The 18,302-nt window shown below is 62.8% G+C and carries 18 protein-coding genes and 1 tRNA gene; 12 read left to right on the forward strand and 7 right to left on the reverse strand.

Annotation, left to right across the window (positions count from 1 at the left end; translation table 11 throughout):
* The 3 genes from infB (at nt 1) to KTQ36_RS09880 (ending at nt 3,529) form a co-directional block, all read left to right on the forward strand.
* The gene (infB, locus tag KTQ36_RS09870) at nt 1-2,490 is read left to right on the forward strand and encodes a translation initiation factor IF-2 (RefSeq protein WP_218633493.1); all 2,490 of its coding nucleotides are present in this window, start codon (nt 1-3) and stop codon (nt 2,488-2,490) included.
* 24 nt (nt 2,491-2,514) lie between these two features.
* Nucleotides 2,515-2,955, forward strand: a complete 441-nt coding sequence (rbfA, locus tag KTQ36_RS09875) for a 30S ribosome-binding factor RbfA (RefSeq protein ID WP_218633494.1) — start codon at nt 2,515-2,517, stop codon at nt 2,953-2,955.
* A 79-nt stretch (nt 2,956-3,034) separates the two neighbouring features.
* A complete protein-coding gene (locus KTQ36_RS09880) occupies nt 3,035-3,529 on the forward strand; it encodes a hypothetical protein (protein WP_218633495.1) in 495 nt (164 codons plus the stop codon).
* Here KTQ36_RS09880 and KTQ36_RS09885 read toward each other — a convergent pair.
* Complete coding sequence (locus tag KTQ36_RS09885) at nt 3,519-4,088, reverse strand: protein-methionine-sulfoxide reductase heme-binding subunit MsrQ (protein ID WP_218633496.1); 570 nt, start codon at nt 4,086-4,088, stop codon at nt 3,519-3,521. The two genes, KTQ36_RS09880 and KTQ36_RS09885, sit on opposite strands and share 11 nt — an antisense overlap.
* 2 nt (nt 4,089-4,090) lie before the next feature.
* Nucleotides 4,091-5,704, reverse strand: a complete 1,614-nt coding sequence (locus KTQ36_RS09890) for an AbgT family transporter (protein ID WP_218633497.1) — start codon at nt 5,702-5,704, stop codon at nt 4,091-4,093.
* A gap of 51 nt (nt 5,705-5,755) precedes the next feature.
* On the opposite strand from KTQ36_RS09890, the gene KTQ36_RS09895 reads away from it, so the two are divergent.
* The 6 genes from KTQ36_RS09895 (at nt 5,756) to KTQ36_RS09920 (ending at nt 11,720) form a co-directional block, all read left to right on the forward strand.
* Complete coding sequence (locus KTQ36_RS09895; protein ID WP_218633498.1) at nt 5,756-6,409, forward strand: thymidine kinase; 654 nt, start codon at nt 5,756-5,758, stop codon at nt 6,407-6,409.
* The gene (locus KTQ36_RS09900; RefSeq protein ID WP_218633499.1) at nt 6,406-6,807 is read left to right on the forward strand and encodes a DUF6491 family protein; all 402 of its coding nucleotides are present in this window, start codon (nt 6,406-6,408) and stop codon (nt 6,805-6,807) included. The genes KTQ36_RS09895 and KTQ36_RS09900 overlap by 4 nt, the downstream gene beginning before the upstream one ends.
* Nucleotides 6,808-6,848: 41 nt before the next feature.
* Nucleotides 6,849-7,739 carry a tRNA pseudouridine(55) synthase TruB gene (gene truB / locus KTQ36_RS09905; RefSeq protein ID WP_218633500.1) on the forward strand — a complete coding sequence of 297 codons (891 nt, stop codon included), beginning with the start codon at nt 6,849-6,851 and terminating at the stop codon, nt 7,737-7,739.
* Between the two features lie 10 nt (nt 7,740-7,749).
* Nucleotides 7,750-8,019, forward strand: a complete 270-nt coding sequence (gene rpsO, locus KTQ36_RS09910) for a 30S ribosomal protein S15 (RefSeq protein ID WP_218633501.1) — start codon at nt 7,750-7,752, stop codon at nt 8,017-8,019.
* 171 nt (nt 8,020-8,190) lie between these two features.
* Nucleotides 8,191-10,530 (forward strand): polyribonucleotide nucleotidyltransferase, encoded by a 2,340-nt coding sequence (pnp, locus tag KTQ36_RS09915; protein WP_218633502.1) that lies wholly within the window; start codon nt 8,191-8,193, stop codon nt 10,528-10,530.
* Nucleotides 10,531-10,640: 110 nt separating this feature from the next.
* On the forward strand, nt 10,641-11,720 hold the full coding sequence (locus tag KTQ36_RS09920; RefSeq protein WP_218633503.1) for a glycosyltransferase family 87 protein: 1,080 nt from the start codon (nt 10,641-10,643) through the stop codon (nt 11,718-11,720).
* Here KTQ36_RS09920 and KTQ36_RS09925 read toward each other — a convergent pair.
* The 4 genes from KTQ36_RS09925 to KTQ36_RS09940 all read right to left on the reverse strand — a co-directional run bounded on the left by KTQ36_RS09925 (nt 11,701) and on the right by KTQ36_RS09940 (nt 16,068).
* Nucleotides 11,701-12,432 (reverse strand): glutaredoxin family protein, encoded by a 732-nt coding sequence (locus KTQ36_RS09925; RefSeq protein ID WP_218633504.1) that lies wholly within the window; start codon nt 12,430-12,432, stop codon nt 11,701-11,703. The genes KTQ36_RS09920 and KTQ36_RS09925 overlap by 20 nt on opposite strands.
* A gap of 109 nt (nt 12,433-12,541) precedes the next feature.
* Complete coding sequence (locus tag KTQ36_RS09930) at nt 12,542-13,135, reverse strand: DUF305 domain-containing protein (RefSeq protein ID WP_218633505.1); 594 nt, start codon at nt 13,133-13,135, stop codon at nt 12,542-12,544.
* A 69-nt stretch (nt 13,136-13,204) separates the two neighbouring features.
* Nucleotides 13,205-14,326: a copper resistance protein B gene (locus tag KTQ36_RS09935; protein ID WP_218633506.1), complete on the reverse strand. Its 1,122-nt coding sequence runs from the start codon at nt 14,324-14,326 to the stop codon at nt 13,205-13,207.
* Nucleotides 14,323-16,068, reverse strand: a complete 1,746-nt coding sequence (locus KTQ36_RS09940) for a copper resistance system multicopper oxidase (RefSeq protein WP_218633908.1) — start codon at nt 16,066-16,068, stop codon at nt 14,323-14,325. The genes KTQ36_RS09935 and KTQ36_RS09940 overlap by 4 nt, the downstream gene beginning before the upstream one ends.
* An 85-nt stretch (nt 16,069-16,153) precedes the next feature.
* Here KTQ36_RS09940 and KTQ36_RS09950 point away from each other — a divergent pair, with 85 nt between their 5' ends.
* Nucleotides 16,154-17,032: a metal-sensing transcriptional repressor gene (locus tag KTQ36_RS09950; protein ID WP_425600730.1), complete on the forward strand. Its 879-nt coding sequence runs from the start codon at nt 16,154-16,156 to the stop codon at nt 17,030-17,032.
* A gap of 68 nt (nt 17,033-17,100) precedes the next feature.
* On the opposite strand, the gene KTQ36_RS09955 is transcribed toward KTQ36_RS09950, so the two are convergent.
* Nucleotides 17,101-17,176: transfer RNA gene (locus tag KTQ36_RS09955), tRNA-Ala, on the reverse strand.
* Nucleotides 17,177-17,457: 281 nt separating this feature from the next.
* Between KTQ36_RS09955 and KTQ36_RS09960 the strand changes: the two genes are divergently transcribed.
* Nucleotides 17,458-17,910, forward strand: coding sequence for an SWFGD domain-containing protein (locus tag KTQ36_RS09960; RefSeq protein WP_218633508.1), 453 nt, complete (start codon nt 17,458-17,460; stop codon nt 17,908-17,910).
* Complete coding sequence (locus KTQ36_RS09965) at nt 17,907-18,170, forward strand: DUF2171 domain-containing protein (RefSeq protein ID WP_218633509.1); 264 nt, start codon at nt 17,907-17,909, stop codon at nt 18,168-18,170. Before KTQ36_RS09960 ends, KTQ36_RS09965 begins: the two co-directional genes overlap by 4 nt.
* Nucleotides 18,171-18,302: the final 132 nt, after the last annotated feature.

Raw genomic sequence — 18,302 nt, forward strand, 5'->3', positions numbered from 1 at the left:
ATGAGCGACGACAAGAAAAAGCTGGGTACACGAGCGCCGCTGGGCATCAAGCGGACGGTCGAAGCCGGCAAGGTGAAGCAAAGCTTCAGCCATGGGCGCTCGAACACCGTCGTGGTCGAGGTCAAGAAGCGCCGCATCCTCAAGCCCGGCGATGCCGCGCCGGAGCCCAAGGAAGAGGCGAAGAAGCCCGAGGAAACGAAGGCTGCGCCCGAGAAGAAGGCGCCCGAGCCCAAGAAGGCCGCACCGCGCAAGAAGACCGAGGCCGAGGAAATCGCCGAACGCAAGGCGATGCAGGAAAAGCTCGTCCGCGAGGCCGAAGAGGCGCGCATGGCGGCTTTGGAGGAATCGCGCCGCCGCGACGATCAGGCCAAGGACCGAAAGTCCAAGGAAGAGGCCGAGCGCGCCGAAGCCAACCGCAAGGCCGAGGAAGAAGCTGCCAAGAAGGCCGAAGAGGACGCCAAGAAGGCGGCCGAAGACGCACAGAAGCAGGCGGCCGCCGAAGCCGACGCACAGCGCGAGGAGCCGCACGGCCATCGCAAGGCCGCGCCGGCCAAGAAAGCCGACAGCAAGAAGGGTCACGACAAGGGTCGTCCGGCCCCCGATCGCCGTTCGGGCAAGCTGACCGTCAATCGCGCACTGCGCGGTGGCGATGGTGGCCGCGCCCGCTCGCTCGCAGCGCTCAAGCGCAAGCGCGAGAAGGAAAAGCGTGCCCAGTCGCATTCGGGCCCGCGCGAGAAGCAGTATCGTGACGTCGTGGTGCCCGAGAGCATCACGGTCGCCGAACTGGCGAAGCGTATGGGCGAAAAGTCGGCCGATCTGGTCAAGAGCCTGTTCAACATGGGCATGATGGTCACCATCAACCAGAACGTCGATCAGGACACGGCCGAGCTGCTGGTCAACGAGTTCGGGCACACCGTCCAGCGCGTGAGCGAGAGCGACGTCGACATCGACACCTCCGAGGACGTCGATGCCGAAGACACGCTCAAGCCGCGTCCGCCGGTGGTCACCATCATGGGACATGTCGACCACGGGAAGACCTCATTGCTCGACGCCATTCGCGGCGCCGACGTCGCGGGTCACGAAGCCGGTGGCATCACCCAGCATATCGGCGCCTACCAGGTCACGCCCAAGGGCGGCGATCCGATCACCTTCCTCGACACGCCGGGCCACGAGGCCTTCACCGAAATGCGTGCGCGCGGGGCCAACATCACCGACGTCGCGATCCTCGTGGTCGCCGCCGACGATGGCCTAAAGCCGCAGACGGTCGAGGCGATCAACCATATCAAGGCCGCCGAAGTGCCGATGATCGTGGCGATCAACAAGATCGACAAGGACGGCGCCAATGCGCAGAAGGTGCGCGAGGAGCTGCTCCAGCACGAGATCATCGTCGAGGCGATGAGCGGTGAAGTGCAGGACGTCGAAGTCTCGGCGCTCAAGAAGACCGGTATCGACAAGCTGCTGGAAGCGATCAACCTACAGGCCGAACTGCTCGAACTGAAAGCCAACCCCGACCGCAACGCCGACGCTACCGTCGTCGAAGCCAAGCTCGACAAGGGTCGCGGCCCGGTCGCGACCGTGCTGGTACAGCGCGGCACGCTCAAGGTCGGCGACACGTTCGTTGCGGGTCCCGCGGCCGGTAAGGTCCGCGCGCTCGTCGACGATCATGGCAAACGCGTCAAGGAGGCCGGTCCGGCCTTCCCCGTCGAAGTGCTAGGCCTGTCGAGCCTGCCGAGCGCGGGCGACCCGTTCACGGTGGTCGAGAACGACCAGCGTGCGCGCGAAGTCGCCGACTATCGCCAGCGCAAGCTGGACGAGAAGCGCACGACCAGCGCGCCGATGAGCCTCGATGCGATGTTCGCCAAGAAGGGGTCGGAAACGATCAGCTTCCCGATCATCGTCAAGGCCGACGTGCAGGGCACCGCCGAAGCGATCGTCAACGCGCTCCACAAGATCTCGACCGAAGAGATCGAGGTTCGCGTGCTTCATTCGGGCGTCGGTGCGATCACCGAAAGCGACGTGACGCTCGCCGCCTCGACCGGTGCGCCGATCATCGGCTTCAACGTGCGTCCCAACGCAAAAGCCCGCGAAGTCGCCAAGCGCGACCAGGTCGAGTTCCGCTATTACGACGTCATCTATCACCTCACCGACTGGGTGAAGGAAGCGATGGCGGGCGAGCTTGGTCCGGAAATCGTCGAACATGTCCGCGGCCGCGCCGAGGTTAAGCAGGTGTTCAAGTCGGGCAAGAAGGACAAGGCCGCCGGCCTCCTCGTGGTCGACGGGGTCATCCAGAAGGGCTTCCACGCCCGCCTCACCCGCGACGACGTCATCGTCTCGAAGACGACCATCGCCTCGCTCCGCCGCTTCAAGGACGACGTCAAGGAAGTCGAAGCCGGCACCGAGTGCGGCGTGGTCCTGGAGGACACCAACGACATCGAACCGGGCGATATGCTCGAAGTGTTCGAAATCGAGGAAAAGGATCGCGTGCTCTAACGAGCCGCGGTCCCCTCGCCGTCCATGGTCCAGAAACGCGCCACCTCCACCGAGCCCTCCGTCCGCATGCTGCGGATGGGCGAGCAGGTGCGTCATGCGCTCGCCGAAGTGCTGATGCGCGGCGACGTGCATGACCCGGCGCTGGAAGGCGCGACCATTTCGGTCACCGAGGTGCGCATGAGCCCCGACCTGCGCCACGCGATGGTGTTCGTCAAACCGCTCTTGGGCGGCGATGAAGAGGCGGTCCTGACCGCGCTCAAGAAGAATGTGCGCTACTTGCGCGGCGAAGTCTCGCGCCGGGTGAACCAGAAATATGCCTGCGACCTGAAGTTCAAGATTGACGAGAGCTTCGACGAAGGCAGCCATATCGACAGCCTGCTGCGCACCGCCCACGTCGCGCGCGACCTGGGTGCCCAGGATGAAGGCGACGGCCCGGATCCCGGTTCCGCACCCGAGACGGACTGAGGCCCTTTTCGACAAATGGGGGTGGCGAAGCCGCTCCGACCTGTTATTGCGAACGCATCGCAATAAAGGAATTCAACTCATGCGTTTTCTCATGACCTCCGCCCTTGTCGGCGCCCTCTCCCTCGCCGCCTGCTCCGAGCAGGTCGAAGCCCCCGTCGACGAAGACGTGTCGGGGACCAAGCCGGCTGACGTAATCGTCGAAAGCGACGCCGTGATCGACGTCAACGTCGCCGATGCTGACCAGCTGGCAGCAGTGGCGGACCTCACCGAAGAGCAGGCTGCTGCGCTCGTCGCCGCCCGTCCCTATGCCGATGCCGTCGCCTACAACACGGCGCTGGTCGCAGCGGTCGGCGAAGAAAAGGCCGCGATGGTTCGCGAAAAAATGTTCGTGCCGATCAACCTCAATACCGCCAGCGAAGAGGCCATCCGTCTCATCCCCGGCATGACCGACAAGATGGTCCACGAGTTCGAGGAATATCGCCCCTACGAAGACATGGCCGAGTTCGACCGCGAGATCGGCAAATATGTCGACGAAGCGGAAGTCGCGCGCCTGCGCCAGTACGTCACGCTCTAGCGCGTTGCAGCCAGAGCCTTGCGATCTCGATCGCCGCCAGGACTCCTGCGTGGATCCAGGCGGTGGTCGGGTCGAAGGCCGACCAGATCCAGTGCAGGAAGGTGAGGATTGCCGCCGGATAGACCAGCCGGTGCAGCGCCTTCCATGACTTTTTCAGCCAGCGCATCGAGACGTCGTTCGACGTCACCGCCAGCGGCACGAACAACGCCAGCGCCAGCCAGCCGCTCCAGATGAAATCCTGCGGCAATTCCTCGAGCACGTTGGCGAGCGTCGCCTTCTTGTCGAGATAGACGAGCGTGTGCAGCGCCGCATAAGCGAAACTCGCCACGCCCAGATCGCGCCGATAGCGCACCAGCCACTTGGCCAGCGCGCTGCGCCGGAAGGCCAATCGCATCGGCGTGACTGCCAGCGTGACCATGAGCAGCCATGCCGCCCATTGGCCGCTGTCGGCGATGGCATGGCCGTAGCCATAGGCGTCGGGTGTCAGCGCCCACCGCCCCACCAGCCACCAGCCCGGCAGCGAAAGCGCCAGCCACAGCAGCAGGCGCTTCGCGCTCATCGTCAGTTCGCCTCGGCAGGTCCGGTCGGATTGATGCCGTAGGCGGCGGGGTCGGTGAAGACCCCCGCCCCCGGCCCGAGCGGCAGGTCGAGCCCGACCCAGACCATAATGAGCGCGGTCCCCGCGATCAGCAGGCCGATCGAATAGGGGATCATCATCGCCATCAGGCTGCCGAGCCCGAAGTCTTTCTGCCAGCGCTGGCAGAAGATCAGGATCAGCGGCAGGTAGACCATCAGCGGGGTGATGATGTTGGTCGCGCTGTCACCGACGCGATAGGCGGCGGTCGAGGTCTCCGGGCTGATGCCGAGCAGGATCAGCATCGGGACGAGCACCGGTGCGAGCAGCGCCCACTTGGCGCTCGCCGAGCCGACGAACAGGTTGAGGAAACCCGAAAAGAGCACGATCGCGGCCAGCAGCACCGGCGCCGGCAGGTCGAAGCCCTGCAGGAAGTCGGCGCCGTTCACCGCAAGGATCAACCCCAGGTTCGACCAGGCGAACATCGCGACGAAATGCGCCGCGGCAAAGGCCAGCACGAGATAGTAGGCCAGGTCCTCCATCGCCCCGGCCATCATCTTCACCAGCACGCGATGATTATTGATCGTGCCGGCAGCGGCGCCATAGGCCCAGGCCGACAGGAGGAAGAGGATGAAGAAGCCGGCGACGAGGCTCTGGTAGAAAGGCGTCAGCCGCGCTTCGGGATTGGCGGTTTCGTCGATCAACGGCGTGCCCGGCCCGACCGTGAATATCACCCAGGCCACGATCACGCCCAGCGCCGCGAGACCCGCGCGCTTGAGGCCCTTTTTCTCGCCTGCGGTCAGCGGACGGTCTTCGGTCGCATCGTCGACCTCGTGATCCGCCTTCGAGGAGTCATACGCGCCGAACTTAGGTTCGATCACGCGGTCGGTGAGGTACCAGATCACGGGCAGGAAAATGAAAGTCATCGCCGCGATGAAGAACCAGTTGCCCGCGATGTTGGCGGTCCAGTCTCCAAACACGGTTTCGACCGACGCCTCGGTAATGCCGAACAGGAGCGCGTCGAGCTGTCCGGGCAGGAGGTTCGCCGAAAAGCCACCCGACACGCCAGCAAAGGCGGCCGCGATGCCGGCGATGGGATGGCGACCGGCGGCATGGAAGATGATCCCTGCGAGCGGGATGAGTACCACGTAAGCGGCGTCGGCGGCGAGGTTGCCGATCATGCCGACCAGCACCACCAGCGGCGTCAGCAGCGCCTTGGGAGCGTTGCGCACGCCTGCGCGCATTGCGGTGCCGAACAGGCCCGCGCGTTCCGCGACCCCGGCACCCAGCATCACGACCAGCACGTAGCCGAGCGGGTGGAAGTGGGTGAAGGTTGCGGGCATTTCGACCCACAGGCGGCGGATATTGTCGGCCGACAGCAGCGACTGCGCCGTGATAATCCGCGCCGCGCCCGTCTCCGGATCGATTTCGGCGGGATGCGCCGCGCTGGTCCCCGTCGCCGCGGCAATGACCGAGATGACGATCAGGATCGCGATGAGGTAGAAGAAGATGAAGACCGGGTCGGGCAATCGGTTGCCGGATCGCTCCACCCATCCCAGGAAGCCCTTGTTGACGCTCGTGCTCGCGGTCGTGTCGGTCATTCAACGCTCCAAATGCAATTGTGCTTGGTCAGTCCCGCGTTAAGGTGGGCCATGGCCAAGCTCTATTTCTACTATGCGGCGATGAATGCCGGGAAGTCCACCACCCTGCTGCAAGCAGACTTCAATTATCGTGAGCGGGGCATGAACACGATGCTCTGGACCGCCGCGCTCGACGACCGGATGGGCGAGGGAACGATCGGATCGCGCATCGGGCTCGACGCCACCGCGCACAAGTTCGAGGACGACACCGACCTGCTCTCCGCCGTCATGGCGCAGCATGACGAACAGCCGCTCGACTGCGTACTGGTGGACGAGGCGCAATTTTTGACCGAGGAGCAGGTGATCCAGCTTTCGCGGCTCGCCGACGAATTTCACATCCCGGTGCTGTGCTACGGGCTGCGCACCGATTTCCAGGCCAAGCTGTTCCCGGGGTCGGCGACCCTCCTCGCGCTCGCCGATGCGCTGGTGGAGCTCAAGGCCGTGTGCGAATGCGGGCGCAAGGCGACGATGAACCTTCGCGTCGATGGCGAAGGCAAGGCGGTCGCGGCGGGCGCGCAGACCGAAATCGGGGGCAACGACCGCTACGTCGCGCTGTGCCGCCGCCATTTCTTCGCCCGCCTGCGTGCAGCCGAAGAGGAAATGGCGCGTTCAGGTGAGGATCATGCAAGCCAGCCTATGGCTGAGACAGCAGGAGACGTCCGATGACCCGCTTAGCCCCCCTCGCCGCTTTATTGGCGCTTGGCGCCTGCGCCACTGCCGAGAAGACCTCGTTCAACAGCGATATTCCGGGTGTCGCAGCCCAGGAAGCGAGTTTTTTCTCCGGTACGATCCGCAACGTCTATCGCGGCGACAATGACATCATCTTCGTTCGCGCCGCCGGCAGGTGGTATCGAACAGCATTGAACGAGGGTTGCCTCGACAGCATCGTCGCGACCAACCCGACCTTCATCTTCGACAGCCAGGGAACCAGCAAGGTCGACCGCTTCACCCGCGTCCACGTGGTCGATGGCGGGGGCATGCCGCTCCAGTGCCAGGTCCGCTCGATCCGCCAGTCGCTCGCGCCGCAGATGGTGGACGCGAGCTCGATCGTGCCGCGCGGCTGAGCCGCTTGCCAACCGGCCGTGCGCTCGCCTAGGCGGCGGGCATGCATGGCTGGCTGATCATCGACAAACCGCTGGAGATTGGCTCGACCAAGGTGGTCGGGCGGGTGAAGGGCGTCATGCGTCGACTGGGCATCAAGAAGCCCAAGGTCGGCCATGGCGGGACGCTCGATCCGCTTGCCAGCGGCGTGCTGCCCATCGCGATCGGCGAAGCGACCAAGCTTGCCGGGCGCATGCTCGATGCCACCAAGGCATACGACTTCACCGTGAAATTCGGCGAGGAAACCGACACGCTCGATACCGAGGGTGCGGTGATCACCGAAAGCGACGTCCGCCCTACCCGACAGGAGGTCGAGGACGTCATGCCGGGCTTCACCAGCACGATCGAGCAACTGCCGCCGGCTTATTCCGCGCTCAAGGTCGACGGCAAGCGCGCCTACGACCTTGCACGCAAGGGCGAGGCAGTTGACCTCAAGAGCCGAACGGTGGTGATCCACGAGCTGCTGCTGACCCAAACGACCGACGACAGTGCGACCTTCTCGGCGACCGTGTCCAAGGGCACGTACATCCGATCGCTGGCACGGGATATCGCACGCGCCCTTGGAAGCGTCGGTCACGTCACCATGTTGAGGCGAACGCGCGCCAGTCCGTTCTCGCTCGAACAGGCGATTCCACTGGACTTTCTCGATAAAATCGCTAGTGCGCGCGATCTGACGGACTTGCTGTTGCCGCTCCAAGCGGCGCTGGACGACATCCCGGCCTTGTCCGTCACGCCTGAAGAGGCCCGCCTGCTCCGGCATGGCCAGCGTCTCCAAGGGCACCCCGCATCGCCGGGCCAGTATTTCGCGACTCAAGGGCAAGCCCCTGTCGCGCTGGTTTCGGTGGAGGAGAATGGCGAGGTCGCCGTGATCCGCGGGTTCAACGTTTCAGAATAAGGAGTAGACGATGTCGATCACTGTTGAACGCAAGGCCGAGCTGGTCAAGGAACATGGTCGCGGCGAAGGCGACACGGGTTCGCCCGAAGTCCAGGTTGCCATCCTCACGGACCGCATCCAGACGCTGACCGAACACTTCAAGACCCACAAGAAGGACAACCACTCGCGTCGTGGCCTTCTGATGCTCGTCAACAAGCGTCGCAGCCTGCTTGATTATCTCAAGCGCAAGGACCACGCCCGCTACACCGACCTGATCGGTAAGCTGGGCCTGCGTAAGTAACCAGTTTCAGCAAGGGCGCCCACGCGGCGCCCTTCGCATATCCGGGCCCCTGCAATCCGGCAGAGGCCATGATGGGGGCAAAAAGACAAAGCCCCGAACCGCGACGGACCGGTCAGTCCGTCATCTGAAAGAGGCCCCGCGCGGCATCCGGCCCGCGGGTGACACAAAAATATGTTTGATGTGAAAACTGTAGAAATCGATCTTGGCGGCCAGACCCTCAAGCTCGAAACGGGCCGCATTGCCCGTCAGGCCGATGGCGCCGTGCTGGCGACCCTCGGCGAAACCGTAGTGCTTTGCGCGGTCACCGCCGCCAAGAGCGTCAAGGAAGGACAGGACTTCTTCCCGCTGACCGTCCACTACCAGGAAAAATTCTCGTCGGCCGGGCGCATCCCGGGCGGCTTCTTCAAGCGCGAAGGCCGCGCGACCGAGAAGGAAACGCTGACCAGCCGTCTGATCGACCGCCCGGTTCGTCCGCTCTTCCCGGAAGGCTTCTACAACGAAATCAACGTCATCGCCCAGGTGCTGAGCTATGACGGCGAAAACGAGCCCGACATCGTCGCGATGATCGCCGCTTCCGCCGCGCTCACCATCTCGGGCGTGCCTTTCATGGGCCCGATCGGCGCCGCACGCGTCGGCTTCGTCGATGGCGAATATGTCCTCAACCCCAAGGTCGACGGCATTTTCGAAGAAGGTCGTCTGGACCTCGTCGTTGCCGCCACCCGCGATGCGGTGATGATGGTGGAATCGGAAGCCAAGGAGCTGACCGAGGACGAAATGCTGGGCGCCGTCCAGTTCGCTCACGAAGCTTCGAAGAAGGTCGTCGACGCGATCATCTCGCTGGCCGAACAGGCAGCCAAGGATCCGTGGGAACTCGACAAGGTCGAAGACAAGTCGGCGACGCTCGACGAGCTTCGCGGTGTCATCGGCGACGATCTCGCCGCTGCCTACAAGATCACCGACAAGTCGGCTCGCCAGGACGCGGTCAACGCCGCGCGCGAAAAGGCCCGTGATCATTATGCCGATCTCGCCGAGAGCGATCCGGCCGAATATATGGGCCGCCTCAAGCTGGTGAAGAAGCTGGAAAGCGACATCGTTCGCAAGGCCATCCTCAAGGACGGCCAGCGCATCGACGGTCGTAAGACCGACCAGGTCCGCCCGATCGAGGCGATGGTCGGCCTCCTGCCCCGCACCCATGGTTCGGCGCTCTTCACCCGTGGTGAAACGCAGGCGATCTGCACAACCACGCTGGGCACCAAGGACGCCGAGCAGATGATCGATGGTCTGGAGGGTCTCTCCTACAACCACTTCATGTTGCACTATAACTTCCCGCCTTACTCGGTCGGCGAAGTGGGTCGCTTCGGCTTCACCAGCCGCCGCGAAACGGGCCATGGCAAGTTGGCCTGGCGCGCGCTGCACCCGGTGCTGCCGACCCATGAAGACTTCCCCTATACGATCCGTATCCTGTCGGACATCACAGAGTCCAACGGCTCGAGCTCGATGGCGACGGTCTGCGGCGGCTGTCTGTCGATGATGGACGCCGGCGTGCCGATCGAACGCCCGGTTTCGGGTATCGCTATGGGCCTCATCCTCGAGGGCGACGACTATACCGTCCTGTCGGACATCCTGGGTGACGAAGATCACCTCGGCGACATGGACTTCAAGGTCGCGGGTACCGAAGAGGGCATCACCTCGCTCCAGATGGACATCAAGGTTGCCGGCATCACCGAGGAAATCATGAAGACCGCCCTCGCCCAGGCGAAGGAAGGTCGCAGCCATATCCTCGGCGAAATGGCCAAGGCGCTCGACCACAGCCGTGGCGAAGTGTCGAAGCACGCGCCGCGTATCGAGACGATGCAGATCGACAAGTCGAAGATCCGCGACGTCATCGGCACGGGCGGCAAGGTCATCCGCGAAATCGTCGCGGAGACCGGTGCCAAGGTCGACATTGACGATGAAGGCATCATCAAGATCTCGTCGTCGAACCTCGACGAAATCGCCGCTGCCAAGAAGTGGATCGAAGGCATCGTGGTCGAACCCGAAGTCGGCACGATCTACACCGGCAAGGTCGCCAACATCGTCGATTTCGGCGCGTTCGTGACGTTTATGCCGGGCAAGGACGGCCTCGTCCACGTCTCGGAAATGAAGAACGAGCGTGTCGAGAAGGTCACCGACGTTCTCGAGGAAGGCCAAGAAGTGAAGGTCAAACTTCTCGAGATCGACCAGCGCGGCAAGGTCCGCCTGTCGATGCGCCTGGTCGACCAGGAAACCGGCGAAGAGCTGGAAGACACCCGTCCGCCGCGCGAACCGCGCGGTGACCGTGGTCCCAGAGGCCGAGACGGTGGTCGCGGCGGTCGTGACGGTGGTCGTGGTCCGCGTGGCGGCGGTCGTGATGGCGGCGGCCGTGGCCGCGGTCCGCGCCGTGACGACAAGCGCTCGGAAGACAAGGGCGGCGACAAGGCCGATCCCGACTTCTCGCCCGCCTTCCTGACCGAAGGCCGCGACGACGACTAAGTCCTCGCGACAAGCGAAACAGATCAGCCCCGGTCGGAAACGGCCGGGGCTTTTCTTTTGGCGACCATGTTCGCGATTGCGCTTTGACCCCATACGCGCATGATGCGCGCATGCCGCGCTGGATCTGGATCGCAATCGTAGCCTACGCGCTCGTGATGATGAGCGTCAGCGTGATCGTCGTTCGCGATCTTCCGTGGCGCGAAGCGCTGATGGCGCGCGATTTTTCCAATGTCTGGATTGCCGGACAGGCAATTCTCTCGGGTGACGCCGTCCTGCTTTATGACCGTGAAGCGTTCACGCGACTGAGCGAGACGCTGCTCGGTTTCACGTGGGGGAATAATTACAGCTACCCGCCGCACAGCCTGTTCCTGGCGGCGCCGTTCGGATTGCTCTCGCACCCCCCCGCCTTCTTCATCTGGAACGTCGCTGGCGTTGTCCTCTTCGCCCTTGCCGCGCGGCCCTATTTGCCTCCCGCTCTGCCCTGGTGGGCCGCTGTCCTCAATCCAGCGACGCTGGTGTGCATCGTCTACGGCCATTACGGCCTCCTGATCGGCGCGCTCTGGCTCTGGTCGTTCAGAGGCTCGGGGATCGCTGCCGGACTCGCGACGCTCAAACCGCATCTCGGCCTCATGATCTTCATCCGAACGCTTGCCGACCGGCGGCAATTCCTGATCGCTGTCGTGACGACCCTCTTTCTTGTCACGCTCAGCGCCGCCGCGTTCGGGATCGACACTTGGCGCGCATTTGTCTCGGACACGTCCGCCTATCAGTCCGGCCTGTTCATGACGCCCAGCGATGGTGCAAGGCGATCGATGGTCGTGCCGTTCGTGTCCTACGGCCTGCTCGGCCAGATGCTCTTTGCCGTCGCCGCAATCGTCCTTTTGAGCCGTCACTTCTCCGTCTTCACCGCCGCCACGGCGACCTTCCTGATCCTGCCATATGGCTATCACTACGATATGACCGTCGCCTGCTTGGGCTTCGCAGTCCTCGCGGCAAGTCGCTGGGAAACGCTTGCTTGGTGGGAAAAGGTGGCGCTGCTGGTTGCCTTCTTCGTTCCGCAGTTCGTGCGCTATGGGGCCTTCATCGCGCCACCGATATTGTTGCTCGCCTTGTGGCTACAAGTCAGGCATCGCCAGGGCGACCCGGTGTTCGGGACCCGATCGGCCGCCTCTACCCCATCGACGGTTTGACCAGCATCCAGATCGCCATGCCGATCATAAACAGGTTCTCGGTCAGCGACACGAAGCCCAGCGGCACGTTGCTGTTACCGCCCACGCAGGCGCATTTGAGCGAGCGTTTGTCGAGATAGACCGCCTTGAAGACGCTCACCGCTCCGATCGTGCCGATAAACAGCGCCACCGGGATCGAGATGAAATCAAGGATGTGTGCGGTCATCAGGACGCCAGCGAGCCCTTCCGCCCAAGGATAGATGAAGCTGTACGGCACCCAGCGCCGTGCGAGCAGGTCATAGTTGACGAAGCTCAGTGAGAACGCCTCGATATCGCGCAGCTTGAGATAGGCGAGCGCACACATCGAGAAGCTGACGAACCATTCGGCGGCGAGGATCGAGATTGCCTCGCCGGTGGCCACCCATCCCGCGCCCAGCGCCATCAGCGCAGTCATCGCGAACAGGATGCCGACGGGCCAGTAGGTCGTGCCCTCCTTCACCTTGCCGAGATGCTTGCGCAGGTCGCTATAGCCGCCGATCCGCTCGTCCCCGATCCAGATTTGCGGGGTCGTGGCGACGCCATGTTCGGCCTTGAAGGCATCGACCTCCGGCCGACTGGTGAGCGGACGATCGTCGACTTCGAACCCCTCGCGCTTGAGCAGGTCGAGGGCTTTGAGTCCGGACGGGCAGAGGTGGTCTGGCATGACCATGCGGTGGAGGCGCGGTTCTTTCATCGTTTGGCTTCCTCGAAAAGAGCGACGGGGTCGAAATGATGCGAGTTGCAATACGAATTGATACAGACGCGGTTTGCGCCCGACTTCACGCTACCTTGCGACTTCCACTTCATCGCACCTCTGGCTCCACGACCGGCTCGACAGGCTTTTCAGCCTTTTCCAGTAGCTCCGGCGTGAGATCCGCTGTGCGCGGGGGTAACGCCGAACCGTCACCCTGCTTTCCATTCACTTCGATGTCCTCGAGCAGCATCTTCATCTCGGCAATTTCCTTGACCTGTGCCTTCATGATATCGTCGGCGAGCTTGCGCACGCGCGGATCGGTGATCGTCGCCTTGCGCGAGTTGTTGATAGCAATCGAATGGTGGGGGATCATCGAGCGCATATAGCCTTCATCTCCGATCAGCACCTGCTGGCGGTTGACGAAAAGCAGGCCGACAAACACGATAGCCGCGCCTACCACGACCATCTTCTTCAGGGCGGGGTCGCGATACATGCTCCACATGAAACCGAGCATGATGATCACCATGGTCGAGCCCGAGACAAGCGACGCGATGAAGCGGTTGAGGCTGAAGGTCAGGTGGTCAGCCTCGTAGACTAGCTGATGCATCAGGACGAACATGACAATCGTGGACGTTGCGATCATCCCCGCAAACTTCATCCACATCTGCTTCTGACTCTTGTGGCCTTCGTGTGTCTCGTTCATGGACCTTCCCTCTGAATTTCTCTGCAGTGACATGCTTCGCGCCATCGATGGCGAAGTGCTGTGGTTCGGTCAGAACCAGGCTCGCACCCCCGCAACGAACCGTGTGACGCTGATATTTTCGCCTTCCGCGCGGGCGAAATCGCCCGTGCGGCCAACCCGCCATTCGTGGGCAACGCCGATATAGGGAGCGAACTCGCGAGAAAGTTCGTAACGGAGGCGCAAACCTGCCTCGACGACGCTTAGACCTCTTCCGATCCCGAGTTCAGGCACATCCTGCGCCGAAAGTCGGACCTCGGCGCGCGGCTGCAGGATCAAACGCTGGGTGACCCGCTGATCCACTTCGGCTTCGAGCTGGGCAGTGAGGTCGCCCTTGGTCGAGAGATACGTCGTCGCATCGACCTCGAACTCATAGGGAGCCAAGCCAAGTATGCCAGCGGCGAGATAGGTGCGTTCGGGTCCCGTCAGGTCCTGGCGAACGCCGACCTGCGCGTCGAAGAAGGGCGCGATGGCATGGCTCCACAGCGCTTCGACGTCGGCGCTTTCCAGCGAACCACCGAACTCGCCTTCGCCCTCGCTCTTGATCCACAGCTTGTCGATGTCGCCGCCATACCACCCCTGCACATCCCAGAGGTAGGATTGATGACGGCCGTCAGTGCGCAACTCGGCGCGGTCGGCCATGACCAGCACGCGCGTGCCGCCATCAGTGTCTTCGATCAGGTCCTCACGCGCTTCGCGCATGGCCTCCTCACCCCAGATCGCGATCGCCGCGCGTGCCGGCCCGCTTCCTGCGGTGGCTGGTGGTCCGGCTAGCGGGATGTCTTCATCGCCGGGCATCGCGTGCCCCATCGCCGCGTGATCGACCTCCTGCACGTCGCCTTGCGGCGCGGCGTGCACGTCATGGCCCATCTGCTGATGTTCGCTAAGATCCTTCTTCGTGGTATCCGCAGGAGGATCGGCGCTCATCTCGTGACCCATCGCCGAATGGTCCATCGCATCATGACTCGTATTGCCATGGTCCTTGGCATCGGATGCCGGGGGATCCTCGACCGGCTCATGCGTGCCGGGACGTTGGTCTTGGCTCGTCGGCGAAGCGGGCTGCTCCGCTACCGGGGCGTGACCCGCATGCGCGCTGTGGTCCTGGTGGTCCTGGAGCGTAAGCGCGCCGGCCATCACGATCGGAAAGACGATCATGCGTCATCTCCCGACGGATTGGATACGGTCACGATCTGAAACATTCCCGCATGCATGTGGTAGAGCAGGTGACAGTGGAACGCCCAGTCGCCGGGCTCGTCCGCGGTGAGGTCGAACTCGACACTCTTGCCCGGCTGCACTGCAACCGTGTGCTTCAGCGGCTGATGCCCCTCGGGCGCGCCATTGACCAGTTCGAAGAAGTGGCCATGCAAGTGGATGGGATGCGCCATCATAGTGTCGTTGACCAGCTTCACGCGCACACGCTCGTTGTGAGCGAAGCGGATCGGCTCGTCGGCGACGGCAGAGAACTTCTTGCCGTCGAAAGACCACATGTAGCGTTCCATGTTGCCGGTCAGGTGAATGTCCATCCGCCGCGAGGGACGACGCGGGTCCTTGTTGCGTTTGGCAGCCTTTAGGTCGGCGTAGGTCAGTACGCGGTGATCGACATCGCGCAAGCCCAGACCGGGATCGTCGATTCCGCTGACCGGGTTCATCGCGACCATGTCCACGCCGACGCCCGCATCCACGGTCGGGGGCAGCAGTGACGTGTCGCGCATCTTCATGCCGCCACTCATGTCCATGTCGTTGCCGCCGCCCATGTCATGACCCTTATGCGCACCGTCGCCATCACCCATCGCTCCATGACCCATGTCCGCCATGGTCAGGATCGGGGGCGAGCGAAGCGCGGGCACCGAGGCGCGCGCACCGGGCTGGCTTGCGAGCGTCGCAACGCCCATGCCCGAACGGTCCATTGCCTCGGCGACTAGTGTGTAGGCATCGATCGCGCCGGGCTCGACGACCACGTCATAGGTCTCGGCAGGACCGATCTGGAATTCGTCGACTTCCACCGGAGAGACAGCTTGCCCGTCTACGTGCACCACCGACATCGGTAGACCCGGAATGCGCACGTTGAAAAAGGTCATCGCCCCGGCATTGATGAAGCGTAGGCGGACTCGCTCGCCGGGTCGGAACGCATATTCGAGCCCGTCTTTCGGTCCATGCCCGTTCAACAAGTAGGTGTAGGTCGAGGCAGTCACATCGAGAATGTCGGTCGGCATCATCCGCATGCGCGCCCACTCGCGACGTTCCTTGTCGGTCAACGGATAATCGTCTGACCATGTCCGCTTCTGGTAATTGAAATAGCCCTCGGCCTTCTTGAGCTTGTCGAAGATGACGTGGGGATGCATCGGGCTGAACTCACTCAGCACCACCACATAGTCGCGCGTCACTTCGATCGGGTCGCTGCCCGCGGGGTCGACCACGATTGGCCCGTAATGGCCCATCTGCTCCTGCAATCCCGAATGACTATGCCACCAATACGTGCCGCTCTGCCGCACGGGAAACTCGGCGACGAAGGTCTTGCCTGTCTTGATACCGGGGAAGCTGACACCGGGCACGCCGTCGAGCTGGAACGGCACGAGCAGGCCGTGCCAGTGGATCGAAGTGTCCTCGCCAAGCATGTTGTGGACGGCCAGGCGGACACTGCTGCCCTCCTGCAGTCTTAAGAGCGGTCCGGGAATGGATCCGTTCACTGCCACCGCGTGCCCAGCCCGTCCGCTTACAGCGAAGTTCGTGTGCGCGACATGCAGGTCGATTGCGGGACCACGAGCCTCGTCGAAGCCCTTGCGAACATCCTGCGCCATGATCGAACCGCCGCGCGCCCATGCTGGCAATGCGACCGAGGCAGCACTGAGCCCGCCCAGGGCGAGCAATGAACGCCGCGAAATGCGAGAATCGATCATCACGCTTGTGTCTCCTTCAATTTCGTGCATATATACCCCCTTAGGGTATTTGCAATAGGGTATTTGGGCCGTGAAAAGCGCAAACGTGATCAACCGTTTGAGGCGCATCGAAGGACAGGTGCGCGGCATCCAGAAGATGGTCGAAAGCGATCGCTACTGCATCGACATCCTCACCCAGATCCAAGCTATCAAGGCCGCAATCGGCAAGGTCGAGCGCGAGAGTCCTGCGAAATCACGCCAACCACTGCATCCAAGATGCAATCGCGAGCGGCGACGCGGACGATCAGGCGACGAAGTTTGCCGAATTGATCGACTTGTTCGAGAAGGTAAAACGATGAACAAGCGTCGTCTGCTCGTCTTCACTATTCTATTTGCCTGGTCTGCAGTCGCATGCGCCCACGAGGGCCATAAGGAAGACAAGACTGACGCTGAACTGATCGCAGAATCCGTCGCGGCGGAACATCGAGGACCTGACGAGCACGCGGATGCGCCATCTCTGTCGGCGGAGGAAGTACTTCAGCAAAGGATCGAGGCGAACCGACTCCAGTCCGCCGACAACCTGTTAGGCCGGCTGCACCCGGTTGCGGTGCACTTCCCTATCGCGCTCTTTCTGATGGCGCTGATTGCCGAAGTCATCCTGATGAGACGCCCGGCCGCGGGCATGGAAACGACCGTCAGACTGTTGACCGCCGGCGGTGCCGCCGGCGCGGTCGTTTCGGCACTTCTTGGCTGGTATGCTGCCGGCTGGCGCCTGTCCGATCGGTCTGAGACGCTGGGCCTGCATCGATGGCTTGGAACGGCCATTGCCCTGTTGGGTGTCGCCGCCTGGTGGACTGCTAGGGATCCACGACAAAATAGGTGGATATTGCGGTCTCTCCTGACGCTCTTGGCCGCGGCCGTGATATTCCAAGGCTATCTGGGCGGCGAATTGAGCGACGGGCCAAATCATTTGGGCCTGAGATAGCGATCTCATACGGCCGTGCCGGCCATTGTCTCGAGACTGAGATCGTCGGGAGAGAAAGCGCCGGCGGCTGGTGGAGCTAGGGGGATTCGAACCCCCGACCTCTGCAGTGCGATTGCAGCGCTCTCCCAACTGAGCTACAGCCCCGAGCCTGCCGGCGAAGCGCGTCTTTAGCGCCGCGTGCACCCCTTTGCAACGCTTGATCTTGCCTCGTTCACGGCTTGGCGATTACGCCGCCGAAGGCCGGAACGCGCACCTCCAATTTTCCGTTGGTTCTCCGAATGTTACGCGCAATCGGCGTGTGACGATCTGTACCGACGTAAAGGGAGAACACGACCATGGCATATGATCGCTATGACAACAGGATGAGGCGCAATTCGGGGTATGAGACCTCGGAATTCCGCAGCCCCCGCAGCACTGGTCGTAATATGGGGCGCGAAGACCTTCGCGACCTTGATTATGACCGTAACGACCGCGACTTTTTCGAGCGCGCGTCGGATGAAATCCGCAGCTGGTTTGGTGACGAACGCGCCGAACGACGCCGCATGATGGACGAACGTTTCGAAGGGCGTAGCCGTTACGACACCAGCCCCGGTAATTATCGCCGCGAGTATGACCGTCGGCCCTATTCGCCGTCGTCCTACGACCGCACCGACGATTACGACTATGAACGCGCCCTAGCGCAGAACCGCTTCGATCGCGGATCGACGCAGGGTGAATTCACCTCGCGCGGCTCGTTCGACGACGATTACACCAATTGGCGCAACCAGCAGATCGAGGAACTCGATCGCGATTACGCCGAATGGCGCAGCGAAAATGCTCGTCGCTTCGACGACGAGTTCACCAACTGGCGTAGCGAGCGGATGAGCTGCGCGAGATGATGCGCTCGATCCCAGAGCATGTCGAAGTGGTCGACTGCGAAGGCAATCATGTCGGGACCATCGACAAGGTCGTTGGCGACCGCATGATCCTGACCAAGAATGACAGCGAAGATGGCCACCATCATTCGCTGACCTGCCGCCACCTCGATACGGTCGATGGCGACAAGGTGAAGCTGAACCTCACCGCCGAACAGGCCAAGGACGAATGGCGCGATGAAGGTCGCGGGCGCAGGCCTTGGCGAAAAGTTCGACAGTGGTGAAGCCGGTCCGCACATGCTGAACCGCAGCTTCTCGCACACTTACTAATCGACACAGTTCGATTTCGGGTCGGCCCCGCTCAATAGCCGGCCCTTGGCCCGGTCATCTTCGGATGGCCGGGCCTTTCATTTGCA

It is taken from the genome of Sphingomicrobium clamense, from assembly GCF_019264355.1.
Classification (GTDB): Bacteria; Pseudomonadota; Alphaproteobacteria; order Sphingomonadales; family Sphingomonadaceae; genus Sphingomicrobium; species Sphingomicrobium clamense.

Excerpts from the sequence above, each read along its gene's own strand:
- truB (WP_218633500.1), top strand. The coding sequence starts at position 6,849 with ATGCATGGCTGGCTGATCATCGACAAACCGCTGGAGATTGGCTCGACC.
- KTQ36_RS09920 (WP_218633503.1), top strand. The coding sequence starts at position 10,641 with ATGCCGCGCTGGATCTGGATCGCAATCGTAGCCTACGCGCTCGTGATG.
- KTQ36_RS09900 (WP_218633499.1), top strand. The coding sequence starts at position 6,406 with ATGACCCGCTTAGCCCCCCTCGCCGCTTTATTGGCGCTTGGCGCCTGC.
- KTQ36_RS09930 (WP_218633505.1), bottom strand. The coding sequence starts at position 13,135 with ATGAACGAGACACACGAAGGCCACAAGAGTCAGAAGCAGATGTGGATG.
- KTQ36_RS09890 (WP_218633497.1), bottom strand. The coding sequence starts at position 5,704 with ATGACCGACACGACCGCGAGCACGAGCGTCAACAAGGGCTTCCTGGGA.
- KTQ36_RS09940 (WP_218633908.1), bottom strand. The coding sequence starts at position 16,068 with ATGATCGATTCTCGCATTTCGCGGCGTTCATTGCTCGCCCTGGGCGGG.
- rbfA (WP_218633494.1), top strand. The coding sequence starts at position 2,515 with ATGGTCCAGAAACGCGCCACCTCCACCGAGCCCTCCGTCCGCATGCTG.
- KTQ36_RS09960 (WP_218633508.1), top strand. The coding sequence starts at position 17,458 with ATGGGGCGCGAAGACCTTCGCGACCTTGATTATGACCGTAACGACCGC.
- KTQ36_RS09885 (WP_218633496.1), bottom strand. The coding sequence starts at position 4,088 with ATGAGCGCGAAGCGCCTGCTGCTGTGGCTGGCGCTTTCGCTGCCGGGC.
- rpsO (WP_218633501.1), top strand. The coding sequence starts at position 7,750 with ATGTCGATCACTGTTGAACGCAAGGCCGAGCTGGTCAAGGAACATGGT.
- KTQ36_RS09895 (WP_218633498.1), top strand. The coding sequence starts at position 5,756 with ATGGCCAAGCTCTATTTCTACTATGCGGCGATGAATGCCGGGAAGTCC.
- infB (WP_218633493.1), top strand. The coding sequence starts at position 1 with ATGAGCGACGACAAGAAAAAGCTGGGTACACGAGCGCCGCTGGGCATC.
- KTQ36_RS09965 (WP_218633509.1), top strand. The coding sequence starts at position 17,907 with ATGATGCGCTCGATCCCAGAGCATGTCGAAGTGGTCGACTGCGAAGGC.
- KTQ36_RS09935 (WP_218633506.1), bottom strand. The coding sequence starts at position 14,326 with ATGATCGTCTTTCCGATCGTGATGGCCGGCGCGCTTACGCTCCAGGAC.
- KTQ36_RS09925 (WP_218633504.1), bottom strand. The coding sequence starts at position 12,432 with ATGAAAGAACCGCGCCTCCACCGCATGGTCATGCCAGACCACCTCTGC.
- KTQ36_RS09880 (WP_218633495.1), top strand. The coding sequence starts at position 3,035 with ATGCGTTTTCTCATGACCTCCGCCCTTGTCGGCGCCCTCTCCCTCGCC.
- pnp (WP_218633502.1), top strand. The coding sequence starts at position 8,191 with ATGTTTGATGTGAAAACTGTAGAAATCGATCTTGGCGGCCAGACCCTC.